The sequence below is a fragment of the Sulfitobacter sp. S190 genome (assembly GCF_025141935.1).
Taxonomy (GTDB): Bacteria; Pseudomonadota; Alphaproteobacteria; order Rhodobacterales; family Rhodobacteraceae; genus Sulfitobacter.
Genome location: NZ_CP081120.1, coordinates 3,238,085 through 3,253,137, shown reverse-complemented (window position 1 = coordinate 3,253,137; position 15,053 = coordinate 3,238,085). Strand labels below are relative to the sequence as shown.

The following is a 15,053-nucleotide window of genomic DNA, read 5'->3' as shown; positions in this document are numbered from 1 at the left end:
ACGAATATAAAAATCGCAGGACACCCCCCTTATATGCCATTTGAAACCGCCGACGGGTTTGACCCGAACTCTGCGCCCAAGAGCAGACGCATTGCCGTGATTGGCGCGGGAATCTCAGGAATGGGCGCGGCCTACAAGTTGGCGCCGCACAACCGCGTGACCCTTTTCGAGGCGGGCGACCGGATCGGCGGGCACGCCCGCACCGTTGTGGCGGGCAAGAACGGCGACCAGCCGGTCGATACCGGTTTCATCGTGTTCAACTACGCCAACTATCCGCATCTGGCAGAGTTGTTCGACGAGCTGGACGTGCCGGTGGTGAAGTCGAACATGAGCTTTGGCGCGTCGATCGACGGCGGGCGGCTCGAATACGCATTGACCAGTTTCAACGCAATGTTCGCACAGCGGCGCAACCTCGTTAATCCGAAGTTTATCGGGATGCTGCGCGACATCGTGAAATTCAACAAGACCGCGCTCGACGTGGCGCAGGATACGTCGCTGAGCACGGCGGAGTTTCTGGCGAAGATGGGGACCGGCGATTATTTCCGTGATTATTACCTGTTGCCGCTTTCCGGTGCCATCTGGTCCACGCCGACGGAAAAGATCATGGATTTTCCGGCCCATGCGATGATCCAGTTTTTCGAGAACCACGCGCTGCTGAATTATTCCGGCCAGCACCAGTGGTACACCGTCGAGGGCGGTTCGGCATCCTATGTCACCCGTCTGGAGGCGGCGATGCGCCGTCACGGGGTCGACATCCGCGTCAAGGCACCCATCGCTGCGGTACGCCGCGACGGTATCGGCGTCGATGTGCGCACCGCGGGGGGCGATTGGGAGCGGTTTGACGAGGTCATTTTTGCCACCCATTCCGACGACACGCTGTCGATGCTCGCTGATCCCACCGCCAAGGAAGCGGCGGCGCTGGGGGCCATCGGGTACCAGCCGAACGACATCGTCCTGCATGCAGATACCGACATCATGCCCAAACGCCGCGCGACGTGGGCTTCGTGGGTCTATACCGAGGACCGCGACAACCGCTCCGAAAGGATCGATCTGACCTACTGGATGAATTCGCTGCAGCCGATCCCGCAGGACGATCCGCATTTCGTGACGCTCAATACCAAGCGCACCATCCGCGAGGAGTTGATTTACGATCAGGTCACGCTGCGTCATCCGGTCTACGATCTGGCGGCGCTGGCGGCCCAAAAGGACGTGCGCGCGTTCAACGGCGAGAACGGCACGTGGTTCTGTGGGGCATGGATGCGCCACGGTTTCCACGAAGACGGGCTGGCCAGTGCCGTGTCGGTTGTCCGGGCGCTTGAAGCGAAACGCGCGATGGCTCTGGCGGCGGAATGACGGCCACCGTCGATCATATCGTCGGCCAGACGTTCCACGGCCGCAAGGGTGCAGTCGAGAACGCGTTCCGCTACTCGGTGGATTACCTGTTGCTGGACGCGGAAGCGGAGCTTCGGGTGCCCCGTCTGTTCCGGCGCAATGGCCGCGGTGTGACCTCGGTGCTGGACCGCGACCACGGTGGCCCCCCCGGTGAGGGGCGCGGCCCGGCATGGGTGCGCGACGTGTTGCAACAGCATCAGGTCACCGATGTGGAGCGCATTGATCTGCTGACCCAGCCGCGTGTGTTCGGCCATGTATTCAATCCCGTCAGCTTTTGGCTGTGCCGCGCGTGGGACGAAAGGCTGCTGGCGGTCATCGCCGAGGTGACGAACACCTTTGGCGATCGCCACAGTTATCTGTGCCACCATTCCGACGGGCGCGCGATTTTGCCCAGTGACCAGTTGAAGGCGAGAAAGATCTTGCATGTGTCGCCGTTCCAGCCGGTGGAGGGCACGTATACCTTCCGCTTCGACATCACAGACAGCAGGATCGGGATCTGGATCGATTACGGGCGTGAAAAAGGCGGGTTGATTGCGACGCTGACGGGCAAGCGGCAGCCGCTGAGCAATCGCAGCATCCTGCGCAGCCTGCTGCGCAGGCCTCTGGGGGCACGGCGTGTGCTGGCGCTGATCCATTGGCAGGCGGTGAAGTTGTGGATCAAGGGGGCGACGTTTCGCAGCCAGCCCACGCCACCCGATCAAGAGGTCACCAAGGGATGACAGGGCGCGCCGAGCGTCTGCCGTCCTATGCGCTGTTTGCCGCGTTGCTGGCCTGCGCCGGGCTGCCCATCTATATCCATGCGCCGAAATTCTACGTTGACGAATTCGGCGTGTCGCTGGCCGCGCTGGGCGCTGTGCTGGGCGGGCTGCGTTTGCTTGATGTGGTGCAGGATCCGCTGCTGGGGCGCCTGTCGGAGCGGCTGCGCGACAGGCGGGGCGCGGCGGTGGCCATCGGATGCGCTGTGATCGCGTCGGCCATGCTCGGCCTTTTTGCCGTCACACCACCTGTCGCTCCGCTGGTCTGGTTCGGATTGATGCTGACGCTGGTGTTCTCGGCGTTCAGCTTTCTCACCATCTGTTTTTACGCGCAAGGGGTGGCCAAGGCCGATCGCATGGTGGGCAAGGGACACTTGCGGCTGGCGCGGTGGCGCGAAACGGGCGCTTTGCTGGGGGTCTGCGTGGCGTCCGTGGTGCCGGTTGCGCTCGGTGCCGTGACGGGGGTGCCGTTCACCGGCTTTGCCGTCGGGTTTGCGGTGCTGGCGCTGGCGGCGGCGTGGGCGATGCGCCCCGAATGGATGAGCACGGACCTGCCGCAAAGCACCGGCTTTGCGACCGTGCTGCGCGACACTTTGGCGCGACGGTTGCTGATTATCGCGCTTTTGAACGCGGCGCCCGTCGCGGTGAGCTCGACCCTGTTTCTGTATTACGTGGAAAGTGCGCTGGATGCGGTTGGCTGGGAAGGACCGCTTTTGCTGCTGTTTTTCCTTAGCGCGGCGGGTGCTGCGCCGATTTGGGGCGCCGCGGCGGAACGATTTGGGACGAAGCGTGTTCTTCTGGCAGGAATGGTGCTTGCCATCCTGGCCTTTGGCGGCGCGCTCTTTCTGGGCCCCGGTGACGTGTGGATTTTCGCGGTTGTCTGCATTGCGTCGGGTGCTGCGATGGGGGCGGATCTGACGCTGCTGCCTGCGCTGTTCGCGACACGTATGGCGCGGATTTCGCCGTCCGCGGCCGAAGGGTTCGGGCTGTGGTCGTTCGTGTCCAAGTTTACGCTGGCCCTCGCCGCTGCGACGTTGCTGCCTATGTTGCAGGGGGCCGGTTTCGAAAGCGGGTCGGGAGACAATCCCGAATCCGCGCTTGATTTGTTACGGCTGCTTTACGCGGCCGTCCCATGTGTTTTGAAATGCGTTGCGATATTTTTGTTGTGGCGCACCGAGTTGCAAGAGGACGACATCTGATGAGCGATGCTTTCTTCTATTTCTGTCTGGGGATGGCGCTGGTCATCATCACGGTCTTTGTCCGTGCGCGGTTTGCCGATTTTCGGGGCCAGAGCGCGGAGGACTATGTCGATGCGCATCCGCATTTCGATATGCGCCAGCACCTGCTTGGCCCGATGGTGTGCGAAGGTGTCATCTTTGGCCCGCTGGGCCGGATGACCAGCACGTTTGTCGCCGATTTCAACGTCAGTTGGGACGGCAATACCGGCCATATTGCCGAAGAGTTCCGTTACGACGATGGATCCACGCAGAACCGCGCCTGGACGATCGAATTGAACGACGACGGCAGCTTCAAGGCGCTGGCCGACGATGTGCCGGGCGAGGGGAAGGGCAATGTATCGGGGTCCGCGGTGTTGTTCCGGTATCCGATCACGCTGCCGCAGGATGCGGGCGGTTTCACGCTGAACGCCTTTGACTGCATGTATCTGGCCCCCAACGGGACAGTGGTTAACCGAAGCCAGTTTCGCAAGTTCGGGTTCAAGGTGGCAGAGTTGGTTGCCACGATCAGAAAGGCGGACACCGCATGAGCACATGGCAAGGAAAACGGTACTGGTTGGTTGGCGCAAGCGATGGTCTGGGTGCAGCACTTGCCGCGTCAATCAGCCGGGCAGGGGCAGATGTGGTTCTGTCGTCGCGCTCTGAAGACAAGCTGCGCGATGTCGCGGACAGCCTGCCGGGCAAAGCCGATGTCGTGACGATGGATGTGTCCGACAACGACAGCGTCAAGGAGGCCGCCGCCAAGGTGGGCGAGATCGACGGGGTCGTGTTTCTCGCAGGCGTGTACTGGCCGTTTGGCGCCAAGGAATGGGATGCCGACAAGGCCAACGCGATGGCGGATATCAACTTCACCGGCCTGATGCGGGTGATGGGGCAGGTTGTGCCGAATATGGTCGACAAGGACGCCGGCCACATCGTCATCACATCGAGCCTGACCGGATTTCGCGGGTTGCCGGGCAGCATCGGCTACACGGCGTCCAAGGCGGCAACCATGTCGCTCGCGGAATGTATGTATGCCGATCTGCGCAAGACAGGGGTCAAGGTGCAGGTCATCAACCCCGGTTTCATCAAGACCCAGCTGACCGACAAGAACGATTTCAAGATGCCGTTCCTGATGACGCCCGAAGATGCCGCGCGTGAGGTGTTCGAGCACATGAACGACGACAAGTTCAAAAAGAGCTTTCCGTGGATGTTCTCTTTGGTGTTCCGCTTGTCACAATTCCTGCCGGATTCGATCTATTTCCGGATTTTTTCGTGATCCTGCGGTGTCGCCCCTGACGGGGCGACGCTACATTTTTAGCGCTGGCATTGCGACGCTGGGGTCGCGGCCCGCACCATCCCTCAAAGCATATCCGCGGCGCGCACGGCCTTAACGCTGTCGCGGGCATTGATACGGTCGAGATAGGCCGTGATCTTGGGGAACTCGGCCAGATCGACACCGTCACCGGGCAACCATCCGCAGGCTATGAACAGGTAGCAATCCGCGATGCTGAACCTGTCGCCCAGCACATAGTCGCCGCGCAGGCATTCATTCTCGACGTAGCGGGCGCAGGCCCGCATCGTTTCGGGGACCTTGTTCTTCATGTCGTCAAAGCTGCTTTGCGCATCGGCCCAGCGGCTGCCGCGCATCTTGTGGGCGTGGGCGACGTGCATCGTGGACGCAAGGTAGTACATCACCATGCGCATGTGCGCCGCGGCAATTGCATCATCGGGAACGAGATCGGCCCGCGGGGACTGGCTGGCGATAAATTCGAGGATCGCGCCGCATTCTGTCAGGACCGTCCCGTCATTGAGCACCAGTGCGGGTACGCGCCCCTTGGGGTTCGTACGCAGGTAATCCGCGCCGGTCTGGTCTGCATTGCCGAAATCGAGACGCGCGGTCGTGTGGTCCAGCCCCGCCTCTTGCAAGGCGATGGCGGCGGCGATGGCGATGGTGCCCTTGGCGTAATAAAGCTGCATGGTTGCTCCGATCAGATGTGTGTTTTGCTGGCTGCCCGGTCGGGGTGGTCCAGATGTGGCGTCGCGTTGAAACCGACGGGCGACAGGTGGCCGCCGATCGGGAAGAAATGGTGCAGCGACGTGTGCGTAATGGCCATCGCGATGCGCGCGCGGGCCGGTACATCCAGCGCGAGGGTCTGGCCCATGACATGCGCGATCAGCCCGCCGGATGTCACCACCAGCGCAGGCCCGTCTCCCGCCGAAATCTCGGCAATGGCATCTTCGATCCGTGTCTGGAAATCGGAATAGGATTCGGGAGCGCCTTCGATCCGGCCATCCCGCCAGTAGCTGAAAACCTGCGGCAGGTGGGTCACGAAAGCGCCCTGTTCGCTGGGAAAGGGGATATTGTGTTGCTGTTCAAGCAGTGTGGAGAGCGTAAAATACTCCAGTTCGTTCAGCCGCGCATCACGGTGCGGGGTCAGGCCGCAGTCGATCCCGTTTGCCGTTTCGACATGGCGGCGCAAGGTGCCGGTGTAGAGCCGTGTATGATGCGTGGACTGCGCGCGGAAGTGGTCGCCGAGCCAGCGGGCCTGCTGGTGACCAAGATCGCTCAGCCGGTCGTAGCTTTGCTCGTCTTTGGCGCCGGAATTGGCCTGTCCGTGGCGAACAAGGGTGATGGTGGTCATGCATGCTCCTGCGGTGCTTTGGCCCAAGTGATAGGCGAGCGGACCAGCCACGAAAAGCCCCGATGGCGCAGATCGGAAACCCGCAGGGGCCGCAGTGGCGGAAATGTTGGCCTTCGTGTCGGAATACGCCCTTCCGAGCGATGAACGGAGGGCTAAGAACGCGGGGAGACAGTGGCGGAGGGCCCCATGGCACAACAGGTGACATTCACGTTGGACGGCAAAGAGGTCACGGCCGATGCCGGCATGACCATCTGGGAAGTGGCCAACGGCCGCGGTCTGAAAATCCCGCACCTGTGCCACAAACCGGCCCCGGGGTACCGGCCCGACGGCAATTGCCGCGCCTGTATGGTCGAGATCGAGGGCGAGCGCACGCTGGCGGCTTCGTGTATCCGCGAGCCGAGCGACGGCATGGTCGTCACAACCGACAGCGCGCGCGCTACATCGGCCCGAAAGATGGTGGTCGAGCTTTTGATGGCGGATCATCCCGAGCGTGCGGACGCACATGACCGGTCCAGCCACATGTGGGACATGGCCGAGATGAACGGCGTTGACGCAAGTCGTTTTCCGAAGCTGGAAGAGGGCCGTATTCCGCTGCTCGATGACAGCCACGTCGCCATGAGCGTCAATCTGGACGCGTGTATCCAGTGCGGCCTGTGCGTGCGGGCGTGCCGCGAGGTACAGGTTAATGATGTGATCGGCATGGCGGGCCGCGGCGCCGACAGCTATCCGACATTCGACATGGCCGATCCGATGGGCGCGTCATCATGCGTGGCCTGTGGCGAATGTGTGCAGGCCTGCCCCACTGGCGCTTTGCTGCCCTCCACGGTGGTGGACGCGCAGCAGCGCGGCGACAGTGCCGATTTTGACCGCGAGGTCGAGAGCATTTGCCCCTTCTGCGGTGTCGGGTGCCAGATTTCCATGAAGATCAAGGACGACAAGGTCAAATACGTTGAGGGCATCAATGGCCCCGCCAATGAAGGGCGTCTGTGCGTCAAAGGGCGGTTCGGCTTTGACTATATCCATCACAATCACCGGCTGACCAAGCCTTTGATCCGGCGCGAGGATGCGCCGGCAAAGGGCATGAACGTCGATCCGGGCAATTGGCAGGATGTTTTTCGCGAGGCCAGCTGGGACGAGGCGCTGGATGCCGCGGCCAACGGGCTGCGTGCGATCGGGGGGCGCGGGGTTGCGGGCTTCGGATCGGCCAAATGCACCAACGAGGAAGCCTATCTGTTCCAGAAGCTGATCCGTCAGGGATTTGGCCACAACAACGTCGATCACTGTACCCGCCTGTGTCATGCGTCGTCGGTGGCTGCGTTGATGGAAAATGTGGGCTCCGGCGCGGTGACGGCGACGTTCAACGAGATTGAAAACGCCGATGTCGCGATCGTCATTGGGGCCAATCCGATCGAGAACCATCCCGTTGCGGCGACCTATTTCAAGCAATTCACCAAACGGGGTGGCAAGCTGATCGTGATGGACCCGCGGGGGCAGGCGCTCAAGCGGTTTGCCTACCAGATGTGCCAGTTCCGCCCCGGTACGGACGTGTCGATGCTCAATGCGATCATGCATGTGATCGTCGAGGAAGGCCTTTACGACAAACAGTATATCGAGGCCTATACCGAGAACTGGGAGGCCGAGAAGGCGCATCTGGCGGATTTCACACCCGAGAAGATGGCGCAGGTTTGCGGGATCGATGCGGACACGCTGCGCGATGTGGCGCGTACCTTTGCCGGTGCCAATGCGGGAATGATTTTCTGGGGCATGGGGGTGAGCCAGCACATCCACGGGACCGATAACGCGCGCTGCCTGATCTCGCTGGCGTTGATGACCGGGCAGGTCGGGCGTCCCGGGGCGGGACTGCATCCGCTGCGCGGCCAGAACAACGTGCAAGGGGCGTCTGATGCGGGCCTCATCCCGATGTTCCTGCCCGATTACCAGCCGGTTGTGGACGACGGCGTGCGCGCCGCGTTCACCGAGGTCTGGGGGTCGGAGGATTTCAGCAACGAGCGCGGTCTGACTGTCACGGAGATATTGGACGAGGTGCATGCGGGCAACATCAAGGGCATGTATGTGCTTGGCGAGAACCCCGCCATGTCGGACCCCGATGTCGCCCACGCCCGCGATGCGCTGGCCAAGCTCGATCATCTGGTTGTTCAGGATATTTTCATCACCGAAACCGCGAATTTCGCCGACGTGATCCTGCCCGCGAGCGCCTTTGCCGAGAAATCCGGAACGGTGACGAATACGAACCGGCAGGTCCAGATGGGCCGCCCGGCCGTGCCACCTCCTGGTGACGCGAAAGAGGATTGGTGGATAGAGGTCGAATTGGCCAAGCGGCTGGGGCTGGATTGGACCTATGACAGCCCGGCAGATGTTTTTGCCGAGATGAAGCTGAACATGAAATCGCTCGACAACATCACGTGGGACAGGTTGGAGATGCAGAACGCGGTGACCTATCCGTCGTTGTCGCCCGAGGACCCCGGCCAGCGGATTGTCTTTGCCGACGGTTTCCCCCGCGCCGACGGACGGGCGCGGTTTACACCGGCAAGCATCATCGCCCCCGATGATACGCCCGATGCCGACTATCCGATGATCCTGACCACGGGGCGCCAGTTGGAGCATTGGCACACCGGTTCCATGACGCGCCGTGCGACCGTGCTGGATGCGGTTGAGCCGGAGGCGAATTGTTCGCTGCATCCGTCCACGTTGCGCAAGCTGGGTGTGGCACCGGGAGAGAACGTGCGCCTGACGACAAAACGCGGCACCATCGAGATCATGGCCCGTGAGGACAGGGCGGTATCGCCCGACATGGTGTTCCTGCCCTTTGCCTATGTCGAGGCGGCGGCGAATATCCTGACGAACCCGGCCGTGGACCCCTACGGGAAGATCCCAGAGTTCAAGTTTTCGGCCGTACGGGTCGAGGCCGCGCGGGCGGAGATTGCGGCGGAGTAGAGAATGAGGGGCTTTGCCCCTCAAACTCCCCAGAGTTTTGGGGCAAGATGAAGAGGTGCCGTCAGTTTCTGGCGTAGCCGCGTTTCTGCGCCCTTTGCCGGGCCGCATCAGCGGCAAGCGAGGCGTCGCGCCAATTGTTGAAGTGGTGCAGGACCCGACGGGGTTTGCCGCCTGCCACACCCCATTCGCGCGTGACCGACACGTCCGAGAACAGGGTCATCGCGATTTCGACGCGGTAGAAAAGAGCGCGTTGGGCGCTGCTGGTGCGGTACATCAGGCAGTCGAGCATACCGCAATGGTGTGCCAAACACTGTCCGGTATCAAGGGTTTACCTTGGGGCGGGTCGCATCATGCCCACGCCACATCCCCCAGAAAGATGTAGCCTGCGCCGTAGATCGTTTTGATCAGTTGCGGGTTCTTCGGGTCTTCGCGCAATTTTGTGCGCAAGCGGCTGATCCGGACATCCATGGCCCGGTCAAAGCTTTCCGATGCGGCACCGCCGAGTGTCTCCTGCATCTGTGCGCGGCTGATCAGGCGGCGGGGGGCTTCGAGAAAGAGCCTCAGCACTTCGCCTTCTGCGTGGCTGAACGGTGTTTCGGCTCCTTGGGCATCTTCCAGCACGTAGCGGTCGAAATGCGCGGTCCACCCGTTGAAGTTTGCGCGGTTGCCGGGGTGTGCTGCGGGTCGTGCGCCGCGCAGGCGGGCGCGCACGCGGGCGACCACTTCGGCGGGATCGAAGGGTTTGGAGATGTAGTCGTCAGCCCCCAGTTCAAGCCCGGTCACGCGGTCCTGTACCTGTGCCCGGCCCGAAATGATGATCACAACGGCCCCGCGCTCGAGGGCGAGCCGGTGCACCAGCGTCAAACCGTCGGTATCGGGCAGCGACAGATCCACGAGGCAGACGTCTGGCGTGCGTTTGGCAAGGGCGGCCTCAAAGGCGCTGGCGCGCCCGAAGCTTTGGGTATCGAACCCTGCTTCTTCGAGCACATCGGCCAGCAGGGTGCGGATTTCGGGTTCGTCGTCGAGGATCGAAATGAGCGGTCTGGTCATTGGGCGGCCTGTGTCTGGGGGCCGATGAGAGCGGCGAGGGCATCGGGGTCGAATGGTTTTTGCAGAACGGGCGCGTGTTTCTGCGCTTCGAGGAACAAGGCGGCATCGCCCGGAAGGGAGGTCATGAGCACCAGGGGCGGCCCGTCGGTGCCAAGACGGCCTATCAGATCAATGCCGGTGGCTTCGCCCTTGAGCTGGATGTCGGAGAGGATGAAGGCAATGTCGGGTAGATCTGCCAGCAAAGCGGTCGCTTCGTCGGCGCTTGCGGCTTCGATGACGGAGTGGCCAAGACCCATGAGCATATCACGCACCACGGCGCGCAGATTGTCGTCGTCTTCGACAAGCAGGGCAAGCCCGGTCGTGGCGGGTACGGCGGCGCGGTAGGGCAGGCGCAGGGTGACGCAGGCGCCGGTGTCCGTATTGGACAGGCGCAGGCTTCCGCCCGCAAGTTTGGTGCTGTCGTAGACCATGGGCAGCCCGAGGCCGGTGCCTTCGGCGCCCTTGGTCGTGAAGAACGGATCGAGGCCATGCTCCAGCGCGGTTGCGGAAAACCCCGGACCGGTATCGGTTACCCGCCATTCCATCCACGTGTCGTGCACGCGGCGGACGGTTATGCCGATCCGACCCGCCGTGCCGCAGGCGTCGCGCGCATTCAGGATGAGGTTCAGCAGGCTGTCGTGCAGCATACCGTGATCCAACAGTACGGACCCCATTCCGGCATCGACGTCGATGTCGAGTGTCACGGCCTGGGGCAACGTGGGCTGGGCCAACGTGGCCAGATCGCGCATCACCGCGCGGACGTCACTGGCGACGGGGCGGAGCGTGCGTGGATCGGTGACCTGCGCGATGCTGTCGAGCAGCGCCCCGCCGCGCCGGGCGGCCGCAAGGGTGCCCTCGATCAGGGGGGTCGCGGCGGCGGGCGTATCCGGTAGGCGGCCCAGCCGTGACTGCAGGCCAAGAATGATGGTCAGCAAGTTCGAGAAGTCGTGCGCCAGACCGGAAATCATCTGGGCCGCGAGCGCACGGCGGCGGGTTTGCTGCAAGGCGGCGCGGGTCTGCGTTTCTTCGGTCACATCCATCGACAGGATATAGGTGCCGCCCTGCATGTCGGGGGTAAGGGCCACGCGGATGCGCCGCGCGGTCCTTTCATCGGTCAATTCCTGAACCGATCCCGCGCCGTCGATGGCGGCACTAAGCCCCGCGGCGAGCCTTGAGTGAACCTGTTCACCCAGTACGTCGGCAATGTGCAGCCCGATAATGTCGGAGGGGCGATCGGGCAAAACCGCCGAGAGCTGCCTGTTGGAATAGGTGTAGATTCCGTTGCCGTCGATATGGGCGATATGCGCGGGCATCATTTCGGTGGTCAGGCGGGTGCGGGCTTCGGAAGCGGTAAGCTGGCGCTTGGTCGCTTCGAGTGTTGTGATCATTGCGGCCAGTTCGCGGTTGGTTTTGCTGAGCTCTTCGGTATGCGCCAGAACCTGATCGCTGAGCGCGTCGGACCGCGCACGCAGAAGCGTTTCCTGTCGTTTGGTGGCCGAAATATCGGTATAGACCGTGACCCAGCCGCCGCCCGGCAGCGGCGAGCCTTCAACGCTGATGGTGCGGCCGTTCGCGCGGGTGCGTTCCATGTAGTGCGGCTCGAACGCGCGGGCTTGCGCAGTGCGCTCGGCCACGAAGCTTTCGATATCGGCGACATCGCCGTATTCGCCGCGTGTCGCGAGGTGGCGAATGGTGTCTTCGAAAGTGGCGCCGGGGGTGACGAGGGCATCCGGCAGATCGAACATGGTCTGGAAGGGCGCGTTGCTGATCACCAACCGCAAATCGTTGTTGTAGATCGACAGGGCCTGAGCGATCAGGTTCAGCCCCGCGATCGTCATGGCCCGGCTCTGGTCGTCCTTGATCTGCATGTCGCCTCCGGTTGGACAGTCACATTTGCACCGGGCCGTGGGGCTGTCAAAGCGGAAACCCCGGGCTGTTACAATTCGTAAGGATTAGGCAATCTTTACGAAAAAGTTGACGCCGAGGCTGAGCCTGCCATGGTGAATGGCATACTGAATCGCGCCTAACGCGGTCGGGTCCGTCTCGGAGCGAGCGGACAATGGGAGGATACAACTTGGCCAAGACCGAAGCCCTGTCGGGGCAACCGACGTCCGTTCCTGCATTGCTGCACCGCAACGCCAAGAGCTTTGCCGACGCGCCGGCGTACCGCGAAAAAGAATACGGCATCTGGCAAAGCTGGAGTTGGTCACAGACCCGCGACGAGGTCGAGGCGCTGGCGCTGGGCATGATGGAGCTTGGCCTGAACGAGGGCGATTTTGTTGCCGTGATCGGGCGCAACCGTCCGTATCTGTATTGGGCGATGATGGCGGCGCAGATGTGTGGTGCCGTGCCTGTGCCGCTTTATCAGGATGCGAATGCCGAAGAGATGGCCTACGTGATGAACCACTGTGGCGCGCGCTTTGCGGTCGTGGGCGATCAGGAGCAGGTCGACAAGATCATCGAGGTGCAGGAGCAGCTGCCCGAATTCGAGCGGATGATTTACCTCGATCCGCGGGGATTGCGGAAATACGACCACAGCCATCTGGATAAATACACCGACGTTCAGGAGCGTGGCCGTGCGACCCGCGACACGCATCTCAAGGAGATGGAGGCCCGTCAGGCCAAGCTGGACTACGATTCAACCGGTGTCATGCTCTACACATCGGGGACAACCGGCAAGCCCAAGGGTGTGGTGCTGAGCAATCGCAACATCATCGAGACGGCAAAGTCGTCGTCCGAATTTGACGGGTTGCGCCAGAGCGACGATATTCTGGCGTATCTGCCGATGGCCTGGGTGGGGGATTTCATTTTTTCGGTGGGGCAGGCCCTGTGGACCGGTTTTTGCACGAATTGCCCCGAGAGCGCGGACACGATGCACGTTGACCTGCGCGAGATCGGGCCGACGTATTACTTTGCGCCGCCCCGCGTGTTCGAGACACAGCTGACGAATGTGATGATCCGTATGGAGGACGCGAGCCGCTTCAAGAAGTGGTTGTTCGACACCTTCATGGCGCATGCCCGCAAGGTCGGGCCCGCAATCCTCGACGGCAAGTCCGTCAGCTTTGGTGACAGGCTGAAGTACCGGTTGGGCGAGTATTTCATTTACGGCCCGTTGAAGAACACGCTTGGCTTCAGCCGTGTGCGTGTGGGCTATACCGCCGGTGAGGCGATCGGCCCGGAGATTTTCGATTTCTACCGCTCGCTGGGGATCAATCTCAAGCAGCTCTACGGTCAGACGGAGGCTACCGTTTTCATCACGGCGCAACCCGATGGCGAAGTGCGCAGTGACACGGTAGGCGTCACATGCCCCGGCGTGGAACTGAAGATTGCCGAAAACGGCGAGGTTTTCTATCGCTCGCCCGGCGTGTTTGTCGAATACTACAAGAACCCCGAAAGCACGGCCGACACCAAGGACGCCGAAGGCTGGGTCGCGACGGGTGATGCGGGCTTTATCGAGGATGACACCGGTCATTTGCGGATTATCGACCGCGCCAAGGACGTGGGGCAAATGGCTGACGGATCGTTGTTTGCGCCAAAGTACGTCGAGAACAAGCTGAAGTTCTTTCCCAACATTCTCGAGGCAGTGGTGTTCGGCAATGGCCGCGAGGAATGTACGGCCTTTATCAATATCGACCTGACGGCCGTGGGCAATTGGGCCGAGCGCAACAACATCGGCTATGCATCCTACCAGGAGCTTGCCCGTCATCCGCAGGTCATGGACACGATCCAGTCCCACGTGGAGGAGGTCAACGCGTCAGTTGCGCAGGACGAGATGCTGTCGGGATGCCAGATCCATCGCTTTGTCGTGCTGCACAAGGAGCTTGATGCGGATGATGGCGAGTTGACGCGGACCCGCAAGGTGCGCCGCAAGATCATCGGCGAGAAATACGACGATATCATCGCGGCCCTCTACGACGGGTCCAAGCAGGTCAGCACCGAGACGGAAGTGACCTATGAGGACGGGCGCAAGGGCAGCATCAAAGCCACGCTCGAGGTGCGGGATGCGGCGGTGGTACCGGCCAGCACCAAGAAGTTGGCCGCGGAATGAAAGCGCGTTTGCAAACGTCCGTGTCGTGCAGGCGGCAGCGCGGTGCAATGAGTTTATTTGGCAAGATGAAGACAGGGGACGTGCGTGAAAGATAGCGTCGACAGTTACGTCACGGATGACGGCCGCACGATTGGTCCGGTCGTCATGCAGATGAAGAACATCACCCTGCGGTTTGGCGGGGTGGAGGCGATCAAGGATATTTCGTTCGATATTCGTGAGGGCGAGATCCGCGCGATTATCGGGCCGAACGGCGCGGGCAAATCCTCGATGCTGAACGTCATTTCGGGGTTCTACGTGCCGCAGGAAGGCGAGGTCTGGTACAAGGGAGCGCCGCGCCCGCCGATGAAGCCGTTCCAGGTGGCCCAGCAGGGCATTGCACGCACGTTTCAGAACATCGCGCTCTTCGAGGGGATGAGTGTGCTCGACAATGTCATGACGGGCCGTTTGACCCACATGAAGACGGGGATGTTTGCGCAGACGTTCTGGAAGGGCGCTGCGGAGCGCGAGGAAGTGGCCAACCGCGAAGTGGCCGAACGCATCATCGATTTTCTGGAGATCCAGGCCATCCGGAAAACGCCCGTTGCGCGGCTGCCCTATGGGTTGAAAAAACGCGTGGAACTGGCGCGCGCGTTGGCTGCGGAGCCGTCGCTTTTGCTGCTGGATGAGCCAATGGCGGGCATGAACGTGGAGGAGAAAGAGGACATGAGCCGCTTTATCCTTGATGTGAATGATGAATTCGGGACCACCATTGCGCTGATCGAGCATGATATGGGCGTCGTTATGGATTTGTCCGACCGGGTGGTTGTCATGGATTACGGCCGCAAGATCGGCGACGGGACCCCAAGTGAAGTGCGCAACAATCAAGAGGTCATCGACGCCTATCTGGGGGTGGCGCATGACTAGGCCGGTCGCACGCGGGCGTGGGATACCGGGCTTCCTGAACGGTACATTTGCG

Annotated in this window: 13 protein-coding genes; 8 read left to right on the top strand and 5 right to left on the bottom strand. The window is 61.9% G+C overall.

The window, feature by feature from the left end:
• The first annotated feature begins 33 nt into the window (after positions 1-33).
• The 5 genes from K3756_RS16150 to K3756_RS16130 are packed head-to-tail and all read left to right on the top strand — an operon-like array spanning position 34 to position 4,640.
• Positions 34-1,353: an NAD(P)/FAD-dependent oxidoreductase gene (locus tag K3756_RS16150; protein ID WP_259989164.1), complete on the top strand. Its 1,320-nt coding sequence runs from the start codon at positions 34-36 to the stop codon at positions 1,351-1,353.
• On the top strand, positions 1,350-2,111 hold the full coding sequence (locus K3756_RS16145) for a DUF1365 domain-containing protein (protein ID WP_259989162.1): 762 nt from the start codon (positions 1,350-1,352) through the stop codon (positions 2,109-2,111). Before K3756_RS16150 ends, K3756_RS16145 begins: the two co-directional genes overlap by 4 nt.
• Complete coding sequence (locus K3756_RS16140) at positions 2,108-3,346, top strand: MFS transporter (protein ID WP_259989161.1); 1,239 nt, start codon at positions 2,108-2,110, stop codon at positions 3,344-3,346. The genes K3756_RS16145 and K3756_RS16140 overlap by 4 nt, the downstream gene beginning before the upstream one ends.
• On the top strand, positions 3,346-3,912 hold the full coding sequence (locus K3756_RS16135) for a DUF3833 domain-containing protein (RefSeq protein ID WP_259989159.1): 567 nt from the start codon (positions 3,346-3,348) through the stop codon (positions 3,910-3,912). Before K3756_RS16140 ends, K3756_RS16135 begins: the two co-directional genes overlap by 1 nt.
• On the top strand, positions 3,909-4,640 hold the full coding sequence (locus K3756_RS16130; protein ID WP_259989158.1) for an SDR family oxidoreductase: 732 nt from the start codon (positions 3,909-3,911) through the stop codon (positions 4,638-4,640). Before K3756_RS16135 ends, K3756_RS16130 begins: the two co-directional genes overlap by 4 nt.
• A gap of 83 nt (positions 4,641-4,723) precedes the next feature.
• Here K3756_RS16130 and K3756_RS16125 read toward each other — a convergent pair whose 3' ends face one another.
• A complete protein-coding gene (locus tag K3756_RS16125) occupies positions 4,724-5,341 on the bottom strand; it encodes a glutathione S-transferase family protein (protein WP_259989157.1) in 618 nt (205 codons plus the stop codon).
• An 11-nt stretch (positions 5,342-5,352) separates the two neighbouring features.
• The gene (locus tag K3756_RS16120; protein ID WP_259989156.1) at positions 5,353-6,006 is read right to left on the bottom strand and encodes a histidine phosphatase family protein; all 654 of its coding nucleotides are present in this window, start codon (positions 6,004-6,006) and stop codon (positions 5,353-5,355) included.
• A gap of 186 nt (positions 6,007-6,192) precedes the next feature.
• Between K3756_RS16120 and fdhF the strand changes: the two genes are divergently transcribed.
• Complete coding sequence (gene fdhF / locus K3756_RS16115; protein ID WP_259989155.1) at positions 6,193-8,961, top strand: formate dehydrogenase subunit alpha; 2,769 nt, start codon at positions 6,193-6,195, stop codon at positions 8,959-8,961.
• Positions 8,962-9,022: 61 nt separating this feature from the next.
• On the opposite strand, the gene K3756_RS16110 is transcribed toward fdhF, so the two are convergent.
• From K3756_RS16110 to K3756_RS16100, 3 genes are read right to left on the bottom strand one after another with little or no spacing between them, the layout of a single operon-like run.
• A complete protein-coding gene (locus K3756_RS16110; protein WP_409202406.1) occupies positions 9,023-9,268 on the bottom strand; it encodes a WGR domain-containing protein in 246 nt (81 codons plus the stop codon).
• A 41-nt stretch (positions 9,269-9,309) separates the two neighbouring features.
• Positions 9,310-10,011 carry a response regulator transcription factor gene (locus K3756_RS16105; RefSeq protein ID WP_259989153.1) on the bottom strand — a complete coding sequence of 234 codons (702 nt, stop codon included), beginning with the start codon at positions 10,009-10,011 and terminating at the stop codon, positions 9,310-9,312.
• Positions 10,008-11,918, bottom strand: a complete 1,911-nt coding sequence (locus K3756_RS16100; protein ID WP_259989151.1) for a PAS-domain containing protein — start codon at positions 11,916-11,918, stop codon at positions 10,008-10,010. The genes K3756_RS16105 and K3756_RS16100 overlap by 4 nt, the downstream gene beginning before the upstream one ends.
• 191 nt (positions 11,919-12,109) lie before the next feature.
• Between K3756_RS16100 and K3756_RS16095 the strand changes: the two genes are divergently transcribed.
• Both K3756_RS16095 and K3756_RS16090 read left to right on the top strand, forming a co-directional pair.
• On the top strand, positions 12,110-14,098 hold the full coding sequence (locus tag K3756_RS16095) for an AMP-binding protein (protein ID WP_259989149.1): 1,989 nt from the start codon (positions 12,110-12,112) through the stop codon (positions 14,096-14,098).
• An 84-nt stretch (positions 14,099-14,182) separates the two neighbouring features.
• Entirely contained in the window at positions 14,183-15,001 is an 819-nt protein-coding gene (locus K3756_RS16090; protein ID WP_259989148.1) for an ABC transporter ATP-binding protein, read from the top strand.
• Positions 15,002-15,053 lie beyond the last annotated feature (52 nt).

Bases quoted from the DNA above. Each gene is read 5' to 3' on its own strand.
- K3756_RS16095 (WP_259989149.1), top strand. From the start codon at position 12,110: ATGGGAGGATACAACTTGGCCAAGACCGAAGCCCTGTCGGGGCAACCG.
- fdhF (WP_259989155.1), top strand. From the start codon at position 6,193: ATGGCACAACAGGTGACATTCACGTTGGACGGCAAAGAGGTCACGGCC.
- K3756_RS16140 (WP_259989161.1), top strand. From the start codon at position 2,108: ATGACAGGGCGCGCCGAGCGTCTGCCGTCCTATGCGCTGTTTGCCGCG.
- K3756_RS16135 (WP_259989159.1), top strand. From the start codon at position 3,346: ATGAGCGATGCTTTCTTCTATTTCTGTCTGGGGATGGCGCTGGTCATC.
- K3756_RS16130 (WP_259989158.1), top strand. From the start codon at position 3,909: ATGAGCACATGGCAAGGAAAACGGTACTGGTTGGTTGGCGCAAGCGAT.
- K3756_RS16100 (WP_259989151.1), bottom strand. From the start codon at position 11,918: ATGCAGATCAAGGACGACCAGAGCCGGGCCATGACGATCGCGGGGCTG.
- K3756_RS16145 (WP_259989162.1), top strand. From the start codon at position 1,350: ATGACGGCCACCGTCGATCATATCGTCGGCCAGACGTTCCACGGCCGC.
- K3756_RS16150 (WP_259989164.1), top strand. From the start codon at position 34: ATGCCATTTGAAACCGCCGACGGGTTTGACCCGAACTCTGCGCCCAAG.
- K3756_RS16105 (WP_259989153.1), bottom strand. From the start codon at position 10,011: ATGACCAGACCGCTCATTTCGATCCTCGACGACGAACCCGAAATCCGC.
- K3756_RS16125 (WP_259989157.1), bottom strand. From the start codon at position 5,341: ATGCAGCTTTATTACGCCAAGGGCACCATCGCCATCGCCGCCGCCATC.
- K3756_RS16120 (WP_259989156.1), bottom strand. From the start codon at position 6,006: ATGACCACCATCACCCTTGTTCGCCACGGACAGGCCAATTCCGGCGCC.